Below are 20,897 nucleotides of genomic sequence, written 5' to 3' on the forward strand. Positions count from 1 at the left end.
AGGTCCAGGGCTAGACTGTCGACTCCGGGTTTCGTCCCGGGGAAGGAGGCGCGTACATGGCGGAGAACACGGTGTCACGCGCTCCGGTGCCCGAGAAGAACCCGCCGACCCCTCCGGGCGGCAACCGGATGCGCAACCGGCTGGTGCGCCTGGGCGTGCGCAGCATCGGCGGCGGCACCCCTGCGGCGATCGAGCCGCTGCTGCAGGCGATCCGCAGCAACCACCCGAAGGCCGACGTCGCCCTCATCGAGCGCGCCTACGTGGTGGCCGAGAAGGCCCACCGCGGGCAGATGCGCAAGAGCGGCGACCCGTACATCACGCACCCCGTCGCGGTCTCCACGATCCTGGCGGAGCTCGGGTTCGAGGGCACCACGATCGCGGCCGCGCTCCTGCACGACACGGTCGAGGACACCGACTACGCGCTGGACACGCTGCGCAACGACTTCGGCGACGACGTCGCCCTGCTGGTCGACGGCGTCACCAAGCTGGACAAGGTCAAGTACGGCGACGCCGCGCAGGCCGAGACCGTGCGCAAGATGGTCGTCGCGATGGCCAAGGACATCCGCGTGCTGGTCATCAAGCTCGCCGACCGGCTGCACAACGCCCGCACCTGGAAGTACGTGCCGTCCAAGTCGGCGGAGCGCAAGGCGCGCGAGACCGTCGAGATCTACGCGCCGCTGGCCCACCGGCTGGGCATGAACACGATCAAGTGGGAGCTGGAGGACCTCTCCTTCCAGACCCTGTACCCCAAGGTGTACGACGAGATCGTGCACCTGGTGGCCGAGCGGGCGCCCGCGCGCGAGGAGTACCTCGGTGTGGTCAAGGGCCAGATCGAGTCGGACCTGCGCAGCGCGAAGATCAAGGCCACGGTCACCGGCCGGCCGAAGCACTACTACTCGATCTACCAGAAGATGATCGTGCGCGGTCACGACTTCGCGGAGATCTACGACCTCGTCGGCACGCGCGTCCTGGTGGACACGGTGCGCGACTGCTACGCGGCGCTCGGCGCCATGCACGCGCGGTGGAACCCGGTCCCCGGCCGGTTCAAGGACTACATCGCGATGCCGAAGTTCAACATGTACCAGTCGCTGCACACGACGGTGATCGGCCCGGGCGGCAAACCCGTGGAGATCCAGATCCGGACGCACGACATGCACCGCCGCGCCGAGTACGGCGTCGCGGCGCACTGGAAGTACAAGGAGAAGACGCCGGCCGCGGGGGCCAACGACCCCAAGAACCAGGACATGGCCTGGCTGCGCCAGCTCGTGGACTGGCAGCGCGAGACCGCCGACCCGGCGGAGTTCCTCGACTCGCTGCGGTTCGAGATCGGCGGCGACGAGGTCTACGTCTTCACGCCGAAGGGCTCGGCCATGGCGCTGCCCGGCGGCGCCACGCCGGTCGACTTCGCGTACGCGGTGCACACCGAGGTGGGGCACCGGACCATGGGCGCCCGCGTCAACGGCCGCCTGGTGCCGCTGGACTCCCCGCTGGAGAACGGCGACGTCGTCGACATCCTCACGTCCAAGTCGGAGACGGCGGGGCCGAGCCGCGACTGGCTCGGGTTCGTGAAGTCGCCGCGGGCGCGCAACAAGATCCGCCAGTGGTTCACCAAGGAGCGCCGCGAGGAGGCCGTCGAGACCGGCAAGGACTCGATCGCCAAGGCCATGCGCAAGCAGGGCCTGCCGATCCAGCGCCTCATGTCGCACGAGACCCTGGTCGGGGTCGCGGACGAGATGAACTACCAGGACGTGTCCGCGCTGTACGCGGCCGTCGGTGAGGGGCAGATCTCCTCGGCCCACGTGGTCGACAAGCTCGTCAAGGCCCTGGGCGGCGCGGACGGTGCGGAGGAGGACGTCGCCGAGGCGGCCCGGCCGGGCGGCCTCACGGCCCGGCGCGTGCGGTCGGGGGACCCGGGCGTCATGCTCAAGGGTTCCGAGTCGGCCGACGTCTGGGTCAAGCTCGCCAAGTGCTGCACGCCGGTGCCGGGCGACGACATCGTGGGCTTCGTGACCCGCGGCCAGGGCGTGAGCGTGCACCGCACGGACTGCGTGAACCTGGACGGGCTGCGCAAGCAGCCCGAGCGGCTGGTCGAGGTCGAGTGGACGCAGGGCGCGAACACGATGTTCCTCGTGCAGATCCAGGTCGAGGCGCTCGACCGGTCCCGGCTCCTGTCGGACGTGACGCGCGTGCTGTCCGAGAACCACGTCAACATCCTGTCGGCCTTCGTCTCGACGTCGGACGACCGGCTCGCGGTCTCGCGGTTCATCTTCGAGATGGCCGAGCCCGCCCACCTCGCGACCGTCCTCTCGGCGGTCCGCAAGGTCGAGGGCGTGTTCGACGTGCACCGCATCACCGGCACCAAGCCGGTCGAACGGCCGCAGCTCCCGGTGTGACCGGAGGCCGATCGCTGGTCGAGCTTGTCGAGACCCGGGTCTCGACAAGCTCGACCAACGACGGCCCGACTAATGACGGCTCGACCTAGACCGACCGCCCCGGTCAGCGCCGCCCGTAGGTGAGCCGGCGCAACAGGTTCTCGGCCGGGCCCCGGTCGCCGCGCCGTTCCAGCACCGCGGCGCCGACCACGGTCAGGGCCCACACCGCCACCGCGCAACCGGCCGCGGCGAACGTGGGGCTGGCGGCGTGCCGCGGCAGATCCAGCAGGAACGGGGCGGCCAGCACCAGCCACGCCACGGACTGGACCAGGTAGCCGGACAGGCTCCGGCGCCCGAGCGCGGCGACGGCGTCCACCAGCGCGGCGGCCCGGCCGCCGTCCGCGGCGCGGCCGCTCGCTGACCGGGCAGCGCGGGAGACCGTGATGCGGTGCGCCAGGAGGCCGAACAGGCACGTCCAGCCGATCGCGCCGAGCGTCCCCGAAGCGTTGTACAGCGTGGTCACCAGGCCGGCCGTACCGGCGTCGACCGTGAGCCAGCCGGCGGCGAGCAGGCCCATCGGCAGGCCGCCGAGGGCGCCGATCGTCAGCCCGCCGGCCGCACCCCGGCGCAGCAGCGTCAGGTGGTCGCCCGGCTGCTCAAGAATGCGTCGCCGGGCGGCCCAGGCGCCGATCCAGACGAACAGGATGAAGGGCAGCACCGTGAGGGTGTGCGCCGGCCACTCGCCCAGGCGCGCCACGACGCCGTCGAGGAACGTGGGCGCCAGCACCGACGGCATCGGGCTGGTGGGCACGGCGGCGGCGTCGGCGGGACCGGCCGGGCCGGGGGAGAGCAGGCGCAGCGTCACGAGCACGAGCAGCGCCAGGGACGCGAGCACCTCGAGCGCGATCAGCACCGGGACGAACCGGTAGAGCCGGTCCGAGCGGCGCAGGAGCAGCAGCGTGAACGCGATGCCGACCAGGCCGTACGCGCCGAGGAAGTCCCCGGAGTAGAGCAGGACCCCGTGCACCGCGCCGAAGGCGAGCAGCCAGGCGTTGCGGCGCACGAGGATGCGGCGGACCTCCCGGGGCGTGGCGCCGGCGGCGTCCTGCCGGGCGGCGAGCTGGACCAGGCCGTAGCCGAACAGGAAGGCGAACAGCGGGAACGCCCGGGAGTGCACGAACAGGAACAGCAGCACGATCCACGGGCGCTCGGCGCCGTGCGGCGTGGGGTCCAGGCCGGGGGCGTTCGCGAAGAACACGCCGATGCTGTTCGCGAGCGCGATCAGCAGCAGCATCGCGCCGCGGGCGAGGTCGGGGGCGAGCGCGCGCTCCGCGCGCCGCACGGGACCGCGAGTGTGCGGTGCGGTTCGGGTGCCGGACGCCGGAGCGGCGCCGGCTGGGTCCGCGGCTGTCGTCATGGGTCTCTCCTCGGTGCGTGGGTGGGTGTGGTGACGCGCGCGGCATTAACATACTCATGAAACTATAAGCCGTACAGTAATAAGCGCCGGATGCTCCGCCCGGACCCGGCAGCAGCGAGGACGTGTGATCATGAGCCACGTGAGCGATCCCGAGACCCCGGCCGGTGGCCCGCCCGACGACGGCGCCACGCTTCCCGCCGCGGACGACGTGCCCGCCGGTCTCGCGCGGCTCTGGCGCCTTGGCGCGCCGTCCCGGCTGGGCCGCCGCGCCGTCCTGGACGTGGACCAGGTGGTCGGGGCGGCGATCGGGCTGGCGGACCGCGGCGGCCTGGCCGGCGTCACGCTGCCCAAGGTGGCCCAGGAGCTCGGCGTCACGCCGATGTCGCTGTACCGCTACGTGGGGTCCAAGGACGAGCTGCTGGTGCTCATGGCGGACCAGGCGAGCGGCCCCGCCGAGGCGGCGCCGGGCACCGAGGGGGCGGACGCCGCGGCGGACGTCGGCGACGACCCGGCCTGGCGCACCGCGCTGCGCTGCTGGGCGGCCGACGTGCGCGGCATGTACCTGCGGCACCCGTGGCTGGTGCACCTGCCGGTGCAGGGTCCGCCGTCGGGCCCGCACGGCCTGGCGCGGATGGACGCGGGCCTGGCGGCCCTGCGCGGCACGGACCTCGACTGGGCGGCCAAGGTGGGCGTGGTGACGCTGGTGAGCGGCTACGTGCGCACCGCGTCGCAGCTCGCGGCGGACCTGTCCGCGGCGCGGGCCGGCTCAGGGCTGGACCAGGCGCAGTCGGAGCAGGAGTACGGGCGGGCGATGGCTCGCCTGGTGCGCCCGGACCGGTTCCCCGAGGTGGCGGCGCTGTTCGGCTCGGGGCTGTTCGAGCAGGAACAGCCCGAGCAGATCGCCGAGGAGGGCCCGGACCACGACTTCCGGTTCGGGCTGGAGACCGTCCTGGACGGCGTGGCCGTGGCGGTGGAGCGGGCGGCGGGCGCTGTCAGGCCGTCCCGGGCGCGCCCGGGAGCAGCTCGCCCAGGTCGAAGCTGACCGGCTCCTCCAGCTGTTCGTACGTGCAGGACTCCGGCTCGCGGTCGGGACGCCAGCGCTTGAACTGCGACGTGTGGCGGAACCGGGAGCCCTCCATGTGGTCGTAGCCCACCTCCAGCACGCGCTCGGGTCGCAGCGGCGTGAACGACAGGTCCTTGCCCGCGCTCCAGCGCGACTGCGCGCCGGGCAGGCGGTCGCCCGCCTCGGCCTTGGTGGGGTCGGTCCAGCCCTGCCAGGGGTGCTCCTGGGCCGCGTCGGTGCCCGGCTCCACGACCAGCGGCGCCAGCTCGGCGACGAGCTCCGCGCGCCGCGTCGCCGAGAACGACGCAGCGACGCCGACGAACTGCAGGCGCGGGCCGTCGTCGGTCTCGTCCCACAGGCCCAGCAGCAGGGAGCCGAGCAGCGGCGCCTCGGGCGTCGACGTCTTGTGCAGGCGGTAGCCGGCCAGCACGACGTCGGCGGTGCGCGTGTGCTTGATCTTGAGCATCGTGCGCTTGTTGGGGGCGTAGGGGCCGTCCGCGGGCTTGGCGACGACGCCGTCCAGGCCCGCTCCCTCGAACGAGCCGAACCACTCCGTGGCCACCGCGGCGTCCAGGGTGCGGGGCGTGGCGAACACGAGCGGGCCGGTCAGCCCCAGACCGTCCAGGGTCTCGATCCGTTCGGTGAGGGGGCGGTCCATGAGGTCGTCGTCGCCGAGCGCCAGCACGTCGAACACGACGAGCGCCGCCGGCGTCGTCTCGGCGAGCATGTGCACCCGGGACTCCGCGGGGTGGATGCGCTGGGACAGCAGCTCGAAGTCCAGGTGCGCGGCGCCGTGCCCGGGCCGCTGGGCGATGACGATCTCGCCGTCGACCACGCACCGCTCCGGCAGGGCCTCGCGGACGGCCGCGACGACGTCCGGGAAGTAGCGCTCCATCGGCTTGGCGTTGCGGGAGTCGATGCGTACCTCGTCGCCGTCGCGGTAGACGATGGCCCGGAACCCGTCCCACTTGGGCTCGTAGACGTACGCGGGGCCGGCGTCGTCGCCGGCGGGCTGGGCGGGCACCGACGGCACGCTCTTGGCGAGCATCGGCCGGACCGGGGGCTGCACGGGCAGGTTGAGAGTGGTCACGGGTACGAGCCTGCCTCAGCGCGGGAGGTAGCGCAGGTAGACGCACCCGCTGTCGAAGGTCCGGGACTCCACCAGGCGCAGGCTCAGCCGCGCGTCCCGGGGCAGCGCGGGCAGCCCGCCGCCCACCACCTCGGGGTAGACCACGAAGCGGAAGTCGTCCACGAGACCCTGCCGGATGAAGTCGGCGGCCACGGTCGGCCCGCCGATGGAGACGACGCCGGGCGCGCAGTTCACGATGCGCCGCAGCTCGCCCGGCTGCAGGTCGCGCACGAGCCGTGTCCGGGCCGACGTCACGGCGTCGGGCGACAGCGACGACGACGCGACGACCTTGTCGACGCCCTGCCAGATCTCCGCGTACCGGTCCGCGTGCGGGTTCGGGTCGGGGCCCGGTTCGTGGGTCTCCCAGTAGACCATCGTCTCGTACATGCGCCGGCCGTGGACGTAGACGGCGGAGTCGGCCTCGGTCTCGTTGACGAACGCGAGCAGCTCGTCGGTCGGCCGGGCGAAGTCGAAGCTTCCCTGGGCGTCGACGGTGTACCCGTCGGCGGACATGTTCGCGGTGTAGCGCAGCGTTCCCATGCCGGTCCGACGCCGAGGCGCGGCCGAACTCATCGGTCCCGCGGGTGCGAGCGGGGTGAGATCGCGTGATCGTGGAGGTGCACGTCCAGCCCGTCGGGAGGAGCAACCATGCCGAAGCGTGACCCCGGACCGAGCGTCAAGGACAAGGAGCTGTACGAGAAGCTCCGGGACGAGGGCAGCTCGAAGGAGAAGTCCGCGCGGATCGCCAACGCCGCCGCGAACACGTCCCGCAAGAGCGTGGGCCGCAAGGGCGGGAAGTCCGGCGACTACGACGACTGGACCGTGGAGAAGCTGCGCAAGCGCGCCGCCGAGATCGGCATCGAGGGCCGCTCCTCGATGCGCAAGGACGACCTGATCAAGGCGCTGCGGTCCCACTGACCGCCGCGCCGGGCGGGGCGCCGCCGGCTCACTCGCCGACGGCGTCCTTGCTCCGGTCCCGGTCCTTGTCGCGGCTCGGCTGGACCCGCTTGGGCTCGCCCGGCATCTTCGGGTACTCGGGCGGGTAGGGCAGGTCCTCCAGCCCGTTCGCCTCGTCCCGGGCCGCCAGGTCCAGGGCCGCGTCCAGCGAGCAGTCCAGGGCCGGGTCGCGGTCGGCGCGCAGCGCGGCGAACAGGTCGCCCCGCTCGGCGAACCGCGCCGGGGCGGACAGCACGTCGAAGTCGTCGGGGTGCACGTCGGGCACCTCGTCCCAGTCCAGCGGCATCGACACCGTGGCCCGGCCGTTCGCCCGGATCGACCACGCCGACGCGATGGTGCGGTCCCGCGCCATCTGGTTGTAGTCCACGAAGATCGCCTCGCCGCGCTCCTCCTTCCACCACCGCGTGGTCACCTGGCCCGGCAGACGCCGCTCCAGCTCGCGGCCGATCGCGATCGTGGCCCGCCGCGCCTCGGTGAAGGTCCACCGCGGCTCCAGCGGCACGAACACGTGCAGCCCCCGGCCGCCGGACGTCTTGGGATACCCCGTCAGGTCCAGCTCGCCCAGCAGCTCCCGCAGGTGCGGGGCCACCGCGGCGGCGTCGGAGAAGTCCGTGCCCGGCTGCGGGTCCAGGTCGATGCGGAGCTGGTCCACCGCCTCGACGTCGTCCCGCCGCACCGGCCAGGGGTGGAAGGTGAGCGTGCCCATGTTCGCCGCCCAGGCCACCACGGCCGGCTCGGTGGGGCACACCTCGTCCGCCGTCCGGCCCGACGGGAACGCGATGGTCGCGGTCTCCACGTAGCCCGGCGCGCCCCGCGGGATGCGCTTCTGGTAGAAGCCGTCCCCCTTCGGGTCGTCCGGCTTGGGCATGCGCGTGGCGAGGTGCGCGCCCTCGTGCCAGCCCTTGGGCCAGCGCTCCAGCGTGGTGGGGCGGTGCAGCAGGGCACCGGTGATCCCGTCGGCCACCGCCACGAAGTACTCCACGACCTGGAGCTTGGTGATGTCACGGGGGAAGACGACGCGGTCCGGGCTCGTCACGCGCACGGTACGGCCCGCGACGTCGAGCTCCACAGCGGGTGTCTTGGATCCGGCCATGGACCGAACCTAGCCCGCCAGCAGCTCTCGCGCCGCAGAAAGCGCCCGGTGGGCCGCGGGCCGGCCCACCACGCGGGCCCGCCGGTCCAGCGCCCGGGTCGCCGCACGCAGGTCCACCCCGCCGCGCGCGAGGGCGACCAGCACGGGCACGGCCGCCTCCGGCGGCGCGGTGCACGCGACGTCGACGGCGGTGCGTGTCGGCCCCGTGACCGGCACCCCCGCCAGGTGCACGGTGTCCCGCGCGAGGCCCGGCGCCCGCCGCGTGAGCTGCCCCGGGCGCGGGACCGGCCGGTGGGTGTCGGGGGAGTAGGCCAGCTCCACCGGCACTCCCGCCGGCCAGGCCGCTGCGTCGCGCCCGACGTACAGGCCCGTGTGCACCCACGCGGCCGTCGCCGCGGCCAGCACGCACCGGGCGGGCACCTCGCGCGCCAGCGCCAGGGCACGGTGCTCCGGACCCACCACCGCGCCGACCGCGACCGCCGCGCCGTCGTGCAGCTCGACCAGCGCCCCCGCACGCCGCAGGTCCCACCAGGCCACCGGGCCCCCGACGTGCCCCGGGGTGACGACGAGGGCCGGCGCCGTCGGCCCGGGGTCGAGGAGCGCGGCGAGGGACGGGAACGGCACCTGCAGAACCTACGCGCAACGGGCCCGGTCGCGCAGCGCGCGACCGGGCCCGTTGTGGACAACCTCAGCCAGGGTCAGCCCCGGGAGTCCTCCGCGGCCTTGACGACCTGCTCCAGCCACGAGCGGCGCGCCGCCACGGCGGCCTCCAGCTCCGAGACCTTGCGCTTGTCACCCTTCGCCTGCGCCTCCGCGAGGTCCGCCTCGAGACCCGCGATCGCGGACTCGAGCTGCGCCGCCGCACCCTCGGCACGCGCCCGCGTCTCCGGGTTCGTGCGCTTCCACTGCGCCTGGTCGGCGTCGCGGACCGCGGTCTCCACCGCACGCAGGCGGGCCTCGATGCGCTGGATGTCGCCGCGCGGAACCTTGCCGGCCTCCTCCCAGCGCTCCTGCACGCTGCGCAGGCCCGCCTTGGCCTTGTTCAGGTCCTTGACCGGGAGCAGCGCCTCCGCCTCCTCCAGCAGGACCTCCTTGACCTTCAGGTTCTCGCCGTACTCCGCGTCGATCACGGCGTTCTCGGCGTCCCGCGCCTGGAAGAACCGGTCCTGCGCGGCCCGGAACCGGGCCCACAGCGCGTCGTCGTCCTTGCGGGACGCCCGACCGGCCGCCTTCCAGCGCGTCATCAGGTCGCGGTACGCACCCGCGGTGTAGCCCCAGTCGGTGCTGTCCGACAGCGCCTCCGCCTCGGACACCAGCTTCTCCTTCTCGACCTTGGCCGCGCTGTTGCGCTGCTCCAGGTCGGCGAAGAAGTGCCGGCGCTCACGGTCGAACGCGGTGCGGGCGTGGCTGAACCGCTTCCAGAGGGACTCCTCCGTGGGGCGGTCGATGCGCGGCCCGGAGCGCTGGGCGTCCTTCCAGCGGTCCAGCAGGGCGCGCAGCTCCTCGCCCGCCGGGCGCCACTGCATCTTGCTCGGGTCGGTCCCCGCGATCTTCTCGGCGGCCTCCACGATCGAGGTGCGGGACGCGACGGCCTCGGCCTTGGCGGCCGACCGCGCCTGCTCCAGGACGGCACGGCGCTCCGCGGAGCGGCCACGCAGGGTCTCGACCCGGGCCCGCAGGCCGTCCAGGTCGCCGACGGCGGCCGGCTCGGCCGTCTCCTCGCCCAGCTTCTGCAGCGTCTGGTCGATCTCGCGCACCGACAGGTCGGCGCTCTCCAGGCGGGCCTCGAACAGCCCGACCTTGGCGCTCAGGTCGAGGTAGCGGCGCACGTACAGCGAGAGCGCCTCCTCGGTCGTGACGCCGGGGAACTGGCCCACGACACGCTCGCCCGCGGCGTCGTGCACGTAGACGTTGCCCTCGTCGTCGACGCGGCCGAACTTCTCCGCCTCGGCGTGCGCGACGGCGTCCGCGGCGGCGGGCACCACGGGTGCGGCCGGCGCCGCGGGTGCGGCCTGGGCCGCGGGGGCCGACGGCGCGCCCGGCTTCGGGGCACGCGGCCGTGCGAGCGCGGCCGGCGACGGGATCGCGGACGGCTTCGGGGTGGCAGGCTTCGGCGCGGGGGTCGCGGCCGGGGGCTCGGCGGAGGGTGCCTCCTCGGCCAGGGTCTCCTCCGTCGTCGCCTCGGCAGTCGCAGGCTCCTCGGCCGTCGCCTCGGGCTCCGCCGGAGCCTCGGGCTCGGCGGCGGGAGCGTCCTCAGCGGGAGTCTCGGCCGCAGCGGTCTCGGCCTCGGCGGCCGGGGCCTCCTCGGCCGGGGCCTCCTCGGCCGGGGCCTCGGCGGCGGGCGCCTCGTCCGCGGGAGCCTCCGCGACCGGAGCCTCCTCGGCGGGCGCCTCGGGCTCGGCCACGGGAGCTTCCTCGGTGACCTGTTCCGTCGCGGGCGCCTCTTCGGTCGCCTCCACGGCAGCCTCCGGTGCGTCGGCCTCGACGGCCGCCTCGGGCGCCTCAGCCGGTGGCTTGGCCGCGGTCGGAGTCTCGGCCACGGGCTCGACGGGCGCGTCCTGCTGGACGGGCTCGGTCGAGCGAGAAGTGGGTTCGCTCACTGGGTCTCAACTCCTTCGATGGTGACCGGGTTGGCAGGTGGACCGTCTGGTGCACCTTCTGCCACGCCCGCGTCAGCGACTGCTTGGACAAAGTCCAGGCCGGATGTGATCGTGCCGAAGACCGTGTACCCGCCGGCGGAGTCGGAGGGGATGGTCGATTCCTCGTAGACGAGGAAGAACTGGGAGCCCATGGAGTTGGCGTCGTCGCCGCGCCGCGCCATCGCGAGGGTGCCCGCGGGGTAGACGTCGTCGTCCGGGGCGTTCTCGACGGGGCCGAAGGAGTAGCCGGGGCTGCCGGAGCCCGTGAAGGTCGGGTCGCCGCACTGGAGCACGAAGATGCCCTCCGTGGTCAGGCGGTGGCAGCCGGTGCCGTCGAAGTACCCGTCCTGGGCGAGGGTGACGAAGCTGGCGACCGCCTGCGGTGCGGCCGCGCCGTCGAGCTCGAGCACGATGTCGGCGGTCGTGTCGCCGGAGCAGGCCTGCAGCGTGACTGTCCAGGTACGGTCCTCGGCCACCGAGGGGTCGGCGAGCTCGTAGGTGTCCCGCGCCTCCTCGACGGCTGCCGGGCAGGCGCCGGCCTCGGCCGCGGCGTCGTCGGGCGCGGCGTTGTTGTTGATCAGCGCGGCGACCACGAAGGCGCCCACCAGCGCGAGCACGGTGAACAGCGCGACCAGGCTCCACAGGCGCTGCTTGTGCGCGCGCTTGGCCGCCTGCCGCTGCGCGCGCTTCTCGGCCTGCCTGGCCTGCTGCGCGCGCTGCCGCTGCTTGGTGGAAGCCACCGCGTTCCCTTCTCCGTGCTCTCTTGTGCTCGCCCCGACCCGGGCGCGGTCCCGCTGGGACCGGTTCACCTGATGGATCCGGGGCGAATCACCCCGTGCGGGGACAGTGTAGGCATCGGATGCCAGGTCATACTGTCTGAGCCGCGCCCGCGAGGGGTGAACAAGCGTCCACATGGGTCGGACCGACCGGTTAGCGTGGGTTTCGTGGAGCTTCGAGTCGTGGTCGCGCCGGTCTTCGGGACCAACTGCTGCGTGGTGTCCTCCGGTACCGACTGCGTGGTGGTGGACGCCGGAGCGGGCGTCGCGGACGCCGTCGGGCGGCTGGTCGACGACGCCGGCCTGACCCCGCGCGCCGTCCTGGCCACCCACGGCCACGCGGACCACACGTGGGACGCCGGGGCGCTGTGCGCCCGGTACGGGGTCCCGATGCGGCTGCACGAGGCCGACGCCTACCGGCTGGCCGAGCCGTTCGCGACCCTCAGCCCGGCGCTGGAGTCCGCGCTCGGCCTGCACCGCGACGACTATCACGCTCCGGACGTGGTCGAGCCGTTCTCGACCCCGGGCGGGTCGGCGACGCTCACGTTCGGCGCCGTCACGCTCCACGCCCTGCACGCGCCCGGCCACACGGAGGGCTCCACGCTCTACCGGCTCGACGACGAGGTGGTGCTCTCCGGCGACGTCCTGTTCGCGGGCTCCGTCGGCCGCACCGACCTGCACGGCGGCTCCGGCCAGGTGATGGGCAAGACCCTGCGCGACGTCGTGCGCGCGCTGGAACCGGGGCTCGCCGTCGTCCCGGGGCACGGCCCGGCCACCACCGTGGCGCACGAGCTGGGGACCAACCCCTTCCTCGCGACGGGCCACGGGTGAGGGCCTACGTCGACGCGGGCGCGGGCATGGCCGAGGACGGCTGGTCCGCCGCCTGGACGTTCGACCTGGAGCACTGGGGCGCCTGCGGACAGGGGCCCGACGACGACGCGGCGCTGACCGACCTCGCCGACCGGTGCGGGCTCGACGTCGGCGCGCTCGACGTCGTCGAACGCGTGGGCCGCGCCACGAGCGGGGACGAGACGGTGTTCGAGCGGGACGCCGTCCCGGCGTCCGAGGGGGAGCGCGCGGCGACGCTCGCGGTCCTCGACTGGGCCCGGGCGCGGACCCTCGCCCTGGTGCGGGCCGCGCCGCGCGGCGTGCTGGACTACCGCGACCCCGGCAGGCAGCTGCCCGCCTACGCCTCCTGGCACACGGTGAAACAGCTCGCGTTCCACATCGCGGACACCGAGTCGCGCTACTACCTGCCGCTGCTGGGCCTGCCCGTGCGGGAGCGGGCGGACGACGTGGTGACCGAGCTCGAGGAGTCCGGGGCACACGTGCGACGCGCGGTCGAGGCGCTGGCGCCGGACCTGGCCACGACCTGGCCCGAGCACGGGAGCTGGACCAGCGTGAAGGTGCTGCGCCGCCTGGCGTGGCACGAGCGCGGCGAGCTCGACGTGCTCGCCCGCCTGGTCGACCAGGCTGTGGAAAACCCGGGCTGACCGGTCGCTGCTCGTGGGAAGATCTGAGGCATGGCAAAGCCCACTCCTCTCTCCGGTTTCCCCGAATGGCTCCCTGACGGTCGCATCGTCGAGCAGCACGTCCTCGACACCCTGCGTCACACCTTCGAGCTGCACGGGTTCGCCGGTATCGAGACGCGGGCCGTCGAGCCGCTGGACCAGCTGCTGCGCAAGGGCGAGACGTCCAAGGAGGTCTATCTGCTCTCCCGCCTTCAGGAGGAGAACAGCCAGATCCCCGACAAGCAGCTCGGCCTGCACTTCGACCTGACCGTCCCGTTCGCGCGCTACGTGCTCGAGAACGCCGGGCGCATCGCGTTCCCGTTCCGTCGCTACCAGATCCAGAAGGTGTGGCGCGGCGAGCGCCCGCAGGACGGCCGGTTCCGCGAGTTCGTGCAGGCCGACATCGACATCGTGGGCGCGGGCGAGCTGCCGTACCACTTCGAGGTCGAGGCGCCGCTGGTCATGGCCGAGGCGCTCGGCGCCCTGGGCGAGATCGGCCTGCCGCCCGTGCGCATCCTGGTGAACAACCGCCGGGTCGCCGAGGGCTTCTACCGCGGCGTCGGCCTCGAGGACGTCGAGGGCGTGCTGCGGCAGATCGACAAGCTCGACAAGATCGGCCCGGAGAAGGTCTCCGAGCTGCTCGTCACCGAGTGCGGTGCCACCGACGACCAGGCGAAGGCCTGCCTGGCGCTCGCGTCGATCTCGGGGTCCGACATCGCCGTGATCGACGAGGTGCGCGCGCTGGCCGAGTCGTACGGTGCGGTCACGGAGCTGCTGGAGACCGGCCTGGCCGAGCTCGGCGCGCTGATCGCCGCGGCGGCGCAGCGCGCCCCGGGCGTGGTCGTCGCGGACCTGAAGATCGCGCGCGGCCTCGACTACTACACGGGCTCGGTGTACGAGACGGTGCTGGTGGGCCACGAGCAGCTCGGCTCGGTCTGCTCCGGCGGCCGTTACGACACCCTCGCCTCCGACGGCAAGAACACCTACCCCGGTGTGGGCCTGTCGATCGGCGTCTCGCGGCTGGTCTCCCGGCTGCTGTCCGCCGACCTGGTGGAGGCGACGCGCTCGGTGCCGTCCGCCGTGCTGGTCGCGGTGGCGTCCGAGGAGGAGCGCGCGACGTCCGACGCCGTGGCCGCCGCGCTGCGCGCGCGGGACATCCCTGTCGAGGTGGCGCCCAGCGCCGCAAAGTTCGGCAAGCAGATCAAGTACGCCGACCGGCGCGGCATCCCGTTCGTGTGGTTCCCGGGCTCCGCCGGCGAGGACGGCGTGGTGGGTGCCGACCAGGTCAAGGACATCCGCTCCGGCGATCAGGTCGACGCCGACGCCGCCTCGTGGGCGCCGTCGGACGAGGACCGCTGGCCCCGGGTCGTGCCGCGCGGGTGAACCTCACGGGTGAACTGGACCCTGTTGTCCGGTATGCCCGAAGCCGCGTGCTCGCGGTCGGCTAGCCTCGCGTCGAGTCGATGAGACTCCGTACGTAACGACGCCGCCTGGCCGACCCTCGGCCTGCCGGCGGGCCGAGGGGACAGTCGATGACGGGTTCGGGACGCTTCGGTGACGAGGTCGTCGGCGAGCGCTGGGAACAGTCGCTCGTCGGGGTGACCGGCGCGCCCCGGGAACCGGTGAGACGCCGTCGCAACCAGGGCGTCGTGAAGGCGGCCTGGACGCGTCGGGTCCGGCGCTCGCGTCGTGTCGCCGAGAGGATCATCGCTGCCGACCGGCCCGGCGGCGCTGACGAACTCAGCGCTGCTGGCGGGCTCGGCGCCACCGACGGGGTCGGTGCTGCCGGCTGGGGCCGCGGCACCGAGCCCGCCGGCGGGTTCCGCGCCGTTCCGGCGCCCCGCGGCGCTGAACCGCACCGCGCCGGTCTGGTGCCCCGCGGCGGCCCGGACGACAACCGGCTCCACCCTCGCCGTCCCGCCCGGCGCCGGATCCAGGTACCCGCCGTCGTGCTCGCCTCGGCGCTCGCGGGGTCCACTGCGGTCCTCGCGTTCTCGCCGGTCGAGGCCGACCGTGTCGCGCTCGTCTGCCCGGCCGGGGCGTCCGTGACCTGGGTCGACCGGTACCGCGACGTCCTCGGCCTGCGGCTGCCGGACCCGGGGGACCACCTCACGGTCGAGGCCCCTGTCGGCGCGACCGTCGCCGTGACGTTCACCGACGGCGACGGTGCGACCTACCCGACCGTGCGCGACGCGGTCCCAGGCGCCGGGACGCTCGTCGTCGAGCCGCCGCGCGCGCTGAGCGCGGCCGAGCGTGGGCGGTGGAGCGTGTCGGTCGTGGTGTCGGGTGCTGCCGCGTCGCGCGATGCGGTCTCGGCGGGGTGTGCCGCGTCGCTGCCCTGACCTCGCGCCGGGGTTCTGCCCGTGTGGACAACTTGACGCCTCATCGAACGAGTGTTCGAATCGACTCATGCGTTGGCAAGGGCAGGCGATATCGAACGACGACGACGGCGCGCTGCCCGGGCTCGAACTACCCGCGCTGCGCGGCGCCGGGCTGCTGCGCACCGTCCGGTCGCCCGAGTTCGCGGGCGTGACCTTCCACGAGGTACTGGCCAAGAGTGCCCTGTCGAAGGTTCCGGCGGCCTCCCAGATGCCGTTCCGCTGGACGGTGAACCCGTACCGCGGATGCAGCCATGCGTGCACCTACTGCGTGGACCCGTCGACCCTCGTGCTGATGGCCGACGGCCGCCAGAAGCCGATCCGGGACCTCGTGGTGGGTGACCGCATCGTCGGCACCGAACGCGACGGCGCCTACCGACGGTTCGTGGAGACCGAAGTCCTGGCTCGCCGTGGCACGACCAAGACTGCCTACCGGGTGACCCTTGAGGACGGCACCGAGATCGTCGCCAGCGCGGACCACCGGTTCCTCACCGAGCGCGGGTGGAAGTACGTGGCCCCGCTGCCCAAGGGCGAGGGGCAGCGTCCCTACCTGACGACCAACAACCGGCTCCAGGGCTTCGGCCTGGGGATGGTCGCCGACGCCTACGCGTCGCCGCCCGAGTCCGTGGACTACCGCCAGGGGTACCTCACCGGGATGATCCGCGGCGACGGGATGCTCTTCGACAAGACCTACCCGAGCGGCCGGATCACCATGTTCCGGCTCGCCCTGGTCGACGGCGAGGCACTGACCCGCTCCCAGGACTACCTGGCCGAAGCCGGTGTCCCGACCAACCGCCGTCTCTTCTCGGCCGCCACCGAGAGGCGGCAGGCGATCGACGGGATCTTCACCTCCAAGCGAGCCACCGTGGCCGCGATCCGCGGGATGATCGAGTGGCCCGGCATGCCGACGCGCGAGTGGCACGCGGGTTTCCTCGCCGGCATCTTCGACGCGGAGGGCAGCTGCGACGGGCAGATCCTGCGCATCGCCAACTCCGACGAGCGCATGCTCAGCATGACCACGGGGGCCATGGACGTGCTGCGCATCCCGTACGTCCGGGAGCCGGCCAACAAGATCGGCGTCGCCAACATCCGCGTCATCGGCGGCCTGTCCAGCCGCCGCCGGTTCTTCGCCCTCACCAACCCCGCGATCACCCGGAAGCTCAAGATCATCGGCGCGGCCGTCAAGACCTCGGTACCCCTGCGGATCGTCTCCGTCGAGAACCTCGGAACCGAGACCGAGATGGTCGACATCACCACTGGTACCGCCGACTTCATCGCCAACGGAGTGATCAGCCACAACTGCTTCGCAAGGCCGACCCACGAATACCTCGACCTCGACGCCGGCCACGACTTCGACTCCCAGGTGGTCGTCAAGGTCAACGCCGACCAGGTGCTGCGCGCCGAGCTCGCCAAGCAGTCCTGGTCGCACGAGCCGGTCGCGCTCGGCACCAACACCGACCCCTACCAGCGGGCCGAGGGCCGCTACAAGCTCATGCCCGGCATCATCTCGGCGCTCGCGGACTCCGGCACGCCCTTCTCGATCCTGACCAAGGGCACGCTCCTGCGACGCGACCTGCCGCTGATCACCGAGGCCGCGCAGCGGGTCGACGTCGGCCTGGGCGTCTCGCTCGCGTTCGCCGACACGCCGCATGGCAAGGAGCTGCAGCAGGCGGTCGAGCCCGGCACCCCGACGCCGAAGGCCCGGCTCGACCTGATCCGCGCGATCCGGGCGGCGGGCCTGCCGTGCGGCGTCATGGTCGCGCCGGTGCTGCCCTGGCTGACCGACTCCCTCGCCCACCTCGAACGGCTGCTCGACAACCTGGTCGACGCCGGCGCGACCGGCGTCACCGTGCTGCCGCTGCACCTGCGGCCCGGTGCGCGCGAGTGGTACCTCGGCTGGCTCGAACGTTCGCACCCGCACCTCGTCGAGGGCTACGGCCGCGTCTACGCGCGCGGTGCGTACGCGCACAAGGGCTACCGCGACTGGCTCTGGGAGCGGGTGCGCCCCCTGATCTACGAGCGCGGCCTGGGCGGCGCCGCGATGCACCGCGTCGGCGACGACCAGCACGCGGAGGGCGACTACCCGCGCGGCGCGTTCACCGGCGTCCGGGCCGACGGCGCCGGCGCGGCCTCCCTGACCGCCGACGTCGGCAGCGAGACCTTGTTCTGAGACGGCCCCGCCCGCTCCCCGTCAGCGTCAGTTCCGTGCGTTCGAGAGTTCCTGCCGGGTGACGTCCTTGGTGAGCCGGACGACTCCGTCGGCGCCCCCTGCTGATGTCGAGCGATACCCCTCGCCGTGGTAAAAGCTCAGATTTCGTCGGCTGCGGGCGCCGGTGTGCAGCACCGTGCGGACACAGCCTGGTTCGGCCGTGGCCTCCGCGGCTCGTAGCAGCCATCGGCCGATTCCCCGCCCCCGCAGGTCAGGCACGACGCCGAGCCGGCCCACGTGAAGGTCGTCGTCGGCGCGCAGGGTCCGCACCATCCCGAGCAGCCGGCCGTCCTGCCACAGCCCGGACGTCGTCCAGGTGCCCAGCCACTCGCGCACCTGCTCGAGCGACTCGTGCAGTGCCGGGACGGCCAGGGTGTCGTTGGCCAGCGCCTCGTCGACCCAGCAGCATCGCTGAAGCGCCAGCACCTCGGCGGAGTCCTGCGGTGCCAGTCGCCGCAGATAGGAGCCGGGCAGCGGGCCGGCCCGGTGGTCCGGGTGTCCGATCTCGCGCATCGGCCGCAGCGCGTTCGCGGCCCGGACCAGCTCGTCGAGGACCCTCACGGCGGACTCGGCCGCTGCGGCGGGCGGGAGGACTCGTCCGCCGTCGACCGCCTCGCCGATGCGCAGGGCGACCGTGGAGCCGAGGGGAACCAGTCGAAGTGCTGTCACGACCTGCTTGGCGTGCTGTACCGAGCGGGTGCCGGAGGAAGTGTTTCCGTAGCTGACGAAGCCGATCGGCTTCCACGCCCACTCGCGACCGAGGTAGTCGAGGGCGTTCTTCAAGGTCGCCGGCATTCCGTGGTTGTACTCCGGCGTCACCACGACGAAGCCGTCCGCGGCGTCCACGAGCGCGCTCCAGCGCTTGGTGTGCTCCTGTGTGTAGACCCCGGCGGACGGATGGTCTTCCTCGTCCAGGAACGGCAGGCTGAGCTCGCTCAGTGACAGGGGGACTAGTTCCGCGCCGAGCTGTGCGGTGCGGGGCCCGACCGTCTCGACCAACCACCGGCCCACTGCCGGTCCGAGCGCTCCCGGACGTGTGCTGCACACCAGGACGAGGACTCGCACGTTTTTCGTTGACATGGAAACGAAATCTAGGCGGTAGGTTGATGACGTGTCAACGAAACCTGAGGCAGAGGCCGTGCGATGGTTGGACCCGGACGAGGAGCGGGCATGGCGGGCCTACCGCCGCACCGTGATCGCAGTGCAGGCCGCCACGGCACGGGACCTGGCTGCGATCGGCCTCTCGGAGCCCGACTACGAGGTGCTCAGCACGCTGTCCGAGAGACCCGGACACACCAGCACGCTCCGCGAGCAGGCTGACAAGATGCGCTGGTCGCGCAGCCGACTCTCGAGGCACGCCTCACGAATGGAGGAGCGCGGCTTGCTGCGGCGCGCACCCGACCCGGCGGACGGCCGAGGATGTCTGCTCGTCCTCACTGACAGCGGCCTCGACGTCCTCCGGGACGCGGCGCCCAGACACCTGGAGTCGGTGCGGCGGCACTTCGTCGACAGGCTCCTGCCCGAGGACCTCCGGTCGATCGAGCGCATCGCGCAGCGGCTGGCGGACGTCGACGGCTGACCGCGAGCCGTAGGCACCCTGCCCGATCGTCTCGGTGGACACGTCGGCGTCGGGAACGAGACCCTCCTCTGATGCAGCCCGCGACCCCGCGCGTCGACCCGCGCCTGCCCGGCCATCTCCTGGAGCCGCTGGCAGGCGGGTGGTCGGGGGAGACGTTCCTCCAGGTCCCGGGGTCGGGTGGTGGTGACCGCCTCGTGGCCCGGTTCTTCGACGATGCGCGACATGCTCCCGGCGCTGCAGGGATCCAGGCGGCGTTGCTCGAACGCGTTCGCACCGCCCTGCCGGTCCCGGCCGTCCACCAGGCGCACGACGGCGACGGAGTACTGCCCGGGCTGCTGGTCACCGAGCTGCTGCCGGGTGAGCGAGGCGACCTGGTGCTGGCACGCCTCGTCTCCGAACACCGGGAGGGCGGACGGCGGACTGCGGCGCTCAGCGCCCTGGGTACGGCGCTCGGCCGGATCGCGGGAACGCTCGCCGCCATGCCTATGTCGCGGACCGGGCTGTTCGCCGACGCCACCCTGCGGATCGAGCCGTTCGACCTCCGCCTGCCCGACTGGGTCGACACCCACGCACCCCGGCTGGGCCAGGCCGGTTGGTCCGATGGCGAGGTCGCGGACCTGCGCGCGGTCGCCGAGCGGGCCGCCGTCGACCTGGACGGTGCCGCGCCCTGCCTGGTGCACAGCGACCTGAACCCCAAGAACGTGCTGGTCGACCCGGCGACGCTCCAGGTCACCGGCGTGCTCGACTGGGAGTTCGCGCACGCCGGGCATCCGGCCACCGACCTGGGCAACCTGCTGCGCTTCGACCGTGAGCCGGCGTACGTCGATGGCGTCCTGGACGGCTGGTTCGCGGGCTCGGGTGCGAATTCCGGCGGCGGCGCGGACCGGGGCTCCGGCGAGCCCGACCGGCGTCGGGCAACCGACCTTGCGCGCGCCGCCGACCTGGTCGCCCTGATCGACCTCGCGGCCCGCGCGGAGGCCAACCCGGTGGTGCGCCAGGCCCGCGCGCACCTGCGCGCGATCGCCCGCACCGGCGACGTCAACGCGGCGCCCTGACCGGCGGTCCGAACGGGCCGGCGCCGGGGCGGGAGACCCGGGCACGCCCCGGGGGTGAAGACCCGGACGCGCTTCAAGTCGGCGTCCGGCCGCCCAGCCCCGGGACCTAGGGTGTCGGCATGGCCGAACTCGCCCCGTACACGATCACGCCCGGCACGCTGGCGCGGCGGGCACAGCCCACGCTGCCCCTCGGCGACGGCGAGACGCTGCGGCCCTGGAACGGGACCGACGCCCTGGCCCTCCGGGACGCCTACGCCGACCCCGACATCCAGCGCTGGCACGTGCGCCGGATCGACTCGCCCGACGAGGCGCTCGGGATGATCGTGAACTGGCAGCACGCGTGGGCGCAGGAGCGCCGCCTGGAGTGGGCGGTCGCCGGCGCGGACGGGTCGCTGCTCGGGCGCCTCGCGCTCAAGGACCTCGAGCTGTTCGACGGCGTCGCCGAGATCGCCTACTGGACCGTCCCGGCCGCCCGGGGCCGCGGCGTGGCGCCGCGGGCCGTCACGGCGGCGAGCCGGTGGGCGTTCGACGTCGGCTTCCGGCGGCTGGAGCTGGAGCACTCGACGCTCAACCAGGCCTCCTGCCGCGTCGCGGAGAAGGCCGGGTTCGCCCTGGAGGGCACCCGCCGCGGCGCTGCCCGGCACGCGGACGGCCACCACGACATGCACGTCCACGCCCTGCTGGCCGACGCCGCCGGCGCTCTCCCTCTCGAGGCCTAA

19 protein-coding genes are annotated in these 20,897 nt (G+C 73.2%); 11 read left to right on the top strand and 8 right to left on the bottom strand.

Annotation, left to right across the window (positions count from 1 at the left end; translation table 11 throughout):
• Window positions 1–56 precede the first annotated feature (56 nt).
• Entirely contained in the window at window positions 57–2,393 is a 2,337-nt protein-coding gene (locus H291_RS0109060; RefSeq protein ID WP_020014667.1) for a RelA/SpoT family protein, read from the top strand.
• Between the two features lie 103 nt (window positions 2,394–2,496).
• On the opposite strand, the gene H291_RS0109065 is transcribed toward H291_RS0109060, so the two are convergent.
• Window positions 2,497–3,789, bottom strand: a complete 1,293-nt coding sequence (locus tag H291_RS0109065; RefSeq protein ID WP_157236786.1) for a DUF418 domain-containing protein — start codon at window positions 3,787–3,789, stop codon at window positions 2,497–2,499.
• A gap of 130 nt (window positions 3,790–3,919) precedes the next feature.
• Here H291_RS0109065 and H291_RS29285 point away from each other — a divergent pair, with 130 nt between their 5' ends.
• Window positions 3,920–4,831 carry a TetR/AcrR family transcriptional regulator gene (locus tag H291_RS29285; RefSeq protein WP_084468084.1) on the top strand — a complete coding sequence of 304 codons (912 nt, stop codon included), beginning with the start codon at window positions 3,920–3,922 and terminating at the stop codon, window positions 4,829–4,831.
• Here the strand turns inward: H291_RS29285 and H291_RS0109075 are convergent.
• A complete protein-coding gene (locus tag H291_RS0109075) occupies window positions 4,782–5,900 on the bottom strand; it encodes an ATP-dependent DNA ligase (protein WP_033326440.1) in 1,119 nt (372 codons plus the stop codon). The two genes, H291_RS29285 and H291_RS0109075, sit on opposite strands and share 50 nt — an antisense overlap.
• A 57-nt stretch (window positions 5,901–5,957) precedes the next feature.
• Window positions 5,958–6,521, bottom strand: a complete 564-nt coding sequence (locus tag H291_RS0109080) for a dihydrofolate reductase family protein (protein WP_020014671.1) — start codon at window positions 6,519–6,521, stop codon at window positions 5,958–5,960.
• A gap of 108 nt (window positions 6,522–6,629) precedes the next feature.
• Between H291_RS0109080 and H291_RS0109085 the strand changes: the two genes are divergently transcribed.
• Window positions 6,630–6,899 carry a DUF7218 family protein gene (locus H291_RS0109085; RefSeq protein ID WP_020014672.1) on the top strand — a complete coding sequence of 90 codons (270 nt, stop codon included), beginning with the start codon at window positions 6,630–6,632 and terminating at the stop codon, window positions 6,897–6,899.
• 28 nt (window positions 6,900–6,927) lie between these two features.
• Here the strand turns inward: H291_RS0109085 and H291_RS0109090 are convergent, their stop codons facing one another.
• The 4 genes from H291_RS0109090 to H291_RS0109105 all read right to left on the bottom strand — a co-directional run bounded on the left by H291_RS0109090 (window position 6,928) and on the right by H291_RS0109105 (window position 11,410).
• A complete protein-coding gene (locus tag H291_RS0109090) occupies window positions 6,928–8,031 on the bottom strand; it encodes a DNA polymerase domain-containing protein (RefSeq protein ID WP_033325838.1) in 1,104 nt (367 codons plus the stop codon).
• A gap of 9 nt (window positions 8,032–8,040) precedes the next feature.
• The gene (locus H291_RS0109095) at window positions 8,041–8,655 is read right to left on the bottom strand and encodes a hypothetical protein (protein WP_020014674.1); all 615 of its coding nucleotides are present in this window, start codon (window positions 8,653–8,655) and stop codon (window positions 8,041–8,043) included.
• A gap of 74 nt (window positions 8,656–8,729) precedes the next feature.
• A complete protein-coding gene (locus H291_RS0109100; protein ID WP_020014675.1) occupies window positions 8,730–10,631 on the bottom strand; it encodes a DUF349 domain-containing protein in 1,902 nt (633 codons plus the stop codon).
• Window positions 10,628–11,410 (bottom strand): peptidylprolyl isomerase, encoded by a 783-nt coding sequence (locus H291_RS0109105; protein WP_020014676.1) that lies wholly within the window; start codon window positions 11,408–11,410, stop codon window positions 10,628–10,630. Before H291_RS0109105 ends, H291_RS0109100 begins: the two co-directional genes overlap by 4 nt.
• A gap of 204 nt (window positions 11,411–11,614) precedes the next feature.
• On the opposite strand from H291_RS0109105, the gene H291_RS0109110 reads away from it, so the two are divergent.
• The 5 genes from H291_RS0109110 to H291_RS29290 all read left to right on the top strand — a co-directional run bounded on the left by H291_RS0109110 (window position 11,615) and on the right by H291_RS29290 (window position 17,505).
• Window positions 11,615–12,277, top strand: coding sequence for an MBL fold metallo-hydrolase (locus H291_RS0109110; protein ID WP_026365558.1), 663 nt, complete (start codon window positions 11,615–11,617; stop codon window positions 12,275–12,277).
• On the top strand, window positions 12,274–12,939 hold the full coding sequence (locus H291_RS0109115; RefSeq protein ID WP_020014678.1) for a DinB family protein: 666 nt from the start codon (window positions 12,274–12,276) through the stop codon (window positions 12,937–12,939). Before H291_RS0109110 ends, H291_RS0109115 begins: the two co-directional genes overlap by 4 nt.
• A 30-nt stretch (window positions 12,940–12,969) precedes the next feature.
• Window positions 12,970–14,340: a histidine--tRNA ligase gene (gene hisS / locus H291_RS0109120; RefSeq protein ID WP_020014679.1), complete on the top strand. Its 1,371-nt coding sequence runs from the start codon at window positions 12,970–12,972 to the stop codon at window positions 14,338–14,340.
• 149 nt (window positions 14,341–14,489) lie between these two features.
• Window positions 14,490–15,299, top strand: a complete 810-nt coding sequence (locus H291_RS0109125; RefSeq protein WP_020014680.1) for a hypothetical protein — start codon at window positions 14,490–14,492, stop codon at window positions 15,297–15,299.
• A gap of 67 nt (window positions 15,300–15,366) precedes the next feature.
• The gene (locus tag H291_RS29290; protein WP_020014681.1) at window positions 15,367–17,505 is read left to right on the top strand and encodes an intein-containing Rv2578c family radical SAM protein; all 2,139 of its coding nucleotides are present in this window, start codon (window positions 15,367–15,369) and stop codon (window positions 17,503–17,505) included.
• 27 nt (window positions 17,506–17,532) lie between these two features.
• Here the strand turns inward: H291_RS29290 and H291_RS0109135 are convergent, their stop codons facing one another.
• Complete coding sequence (locus H291_RS0109135; RefSeq protein ID WP_084467867.1) at window positions 17,533–18,624, bottom strand: bifunctional NAD(P)H-dependent oxidoreductase/GNAT family N-acetyltransferase; 1,092 nt, start codon at window positions 18,622–18,624, stop codon at window positions 17,533–17,535.
• A 31-nt stretch (window positions 18,625–18,655) separates the two neighbouring features.
• On the opposite strand from H291_RS0109135, the gene H291_RS0109140 reads away from it, so the two are divergent.
• From H291_RS0109140 to H291_RS0109150, 3 genes are all read left to right on the top strand, one after another.
• The gene (locus H291_RS0109140) at window positions 18,656–19,123 is read left to right on the top strand and encodes a MarR family winged helix-turn-helix transcriptional regulator (protein WP_026365560.1); all 468 of its coding nucleotides are present in this window, start codon (window positions 18,656–18,658) and stop codon (window positions 19,121–19,123) included.
• 71 nt (window positions 19,124–19,194) lie between these two features.
• Entirely contained in the window at window positions 19,195–20,178 is a 984-nt protein-coding gene (locus H291_RS0109145) for a phosphotransferase family protein (protein ID WP_020014684.1), read from the top strand.
• Between the two features lie 119 nt (window positions 20,179–20,297).
• Complete coding sequence (locus H291_RS0109150) at window positions 20,298–20,897, top strand: GNAT family N-acetyltransferase (protein WP_020014685.1); 600 nt, start codon at window positions 20,298–20,300, stop codon at window positions 20,895–20,897.

Source organism: Promicromonospora sukumoe 327MFSha3.1 (assembly GCF_000385135.1).
In the GTDB taxonomy this organism is placed as follows: Bacteria; Actinomycetota; Actinomycetes; order Actinomycetales; family Cellulomonadaceae; genus Promicromonospora; species Promicromonospora sukumoe_B.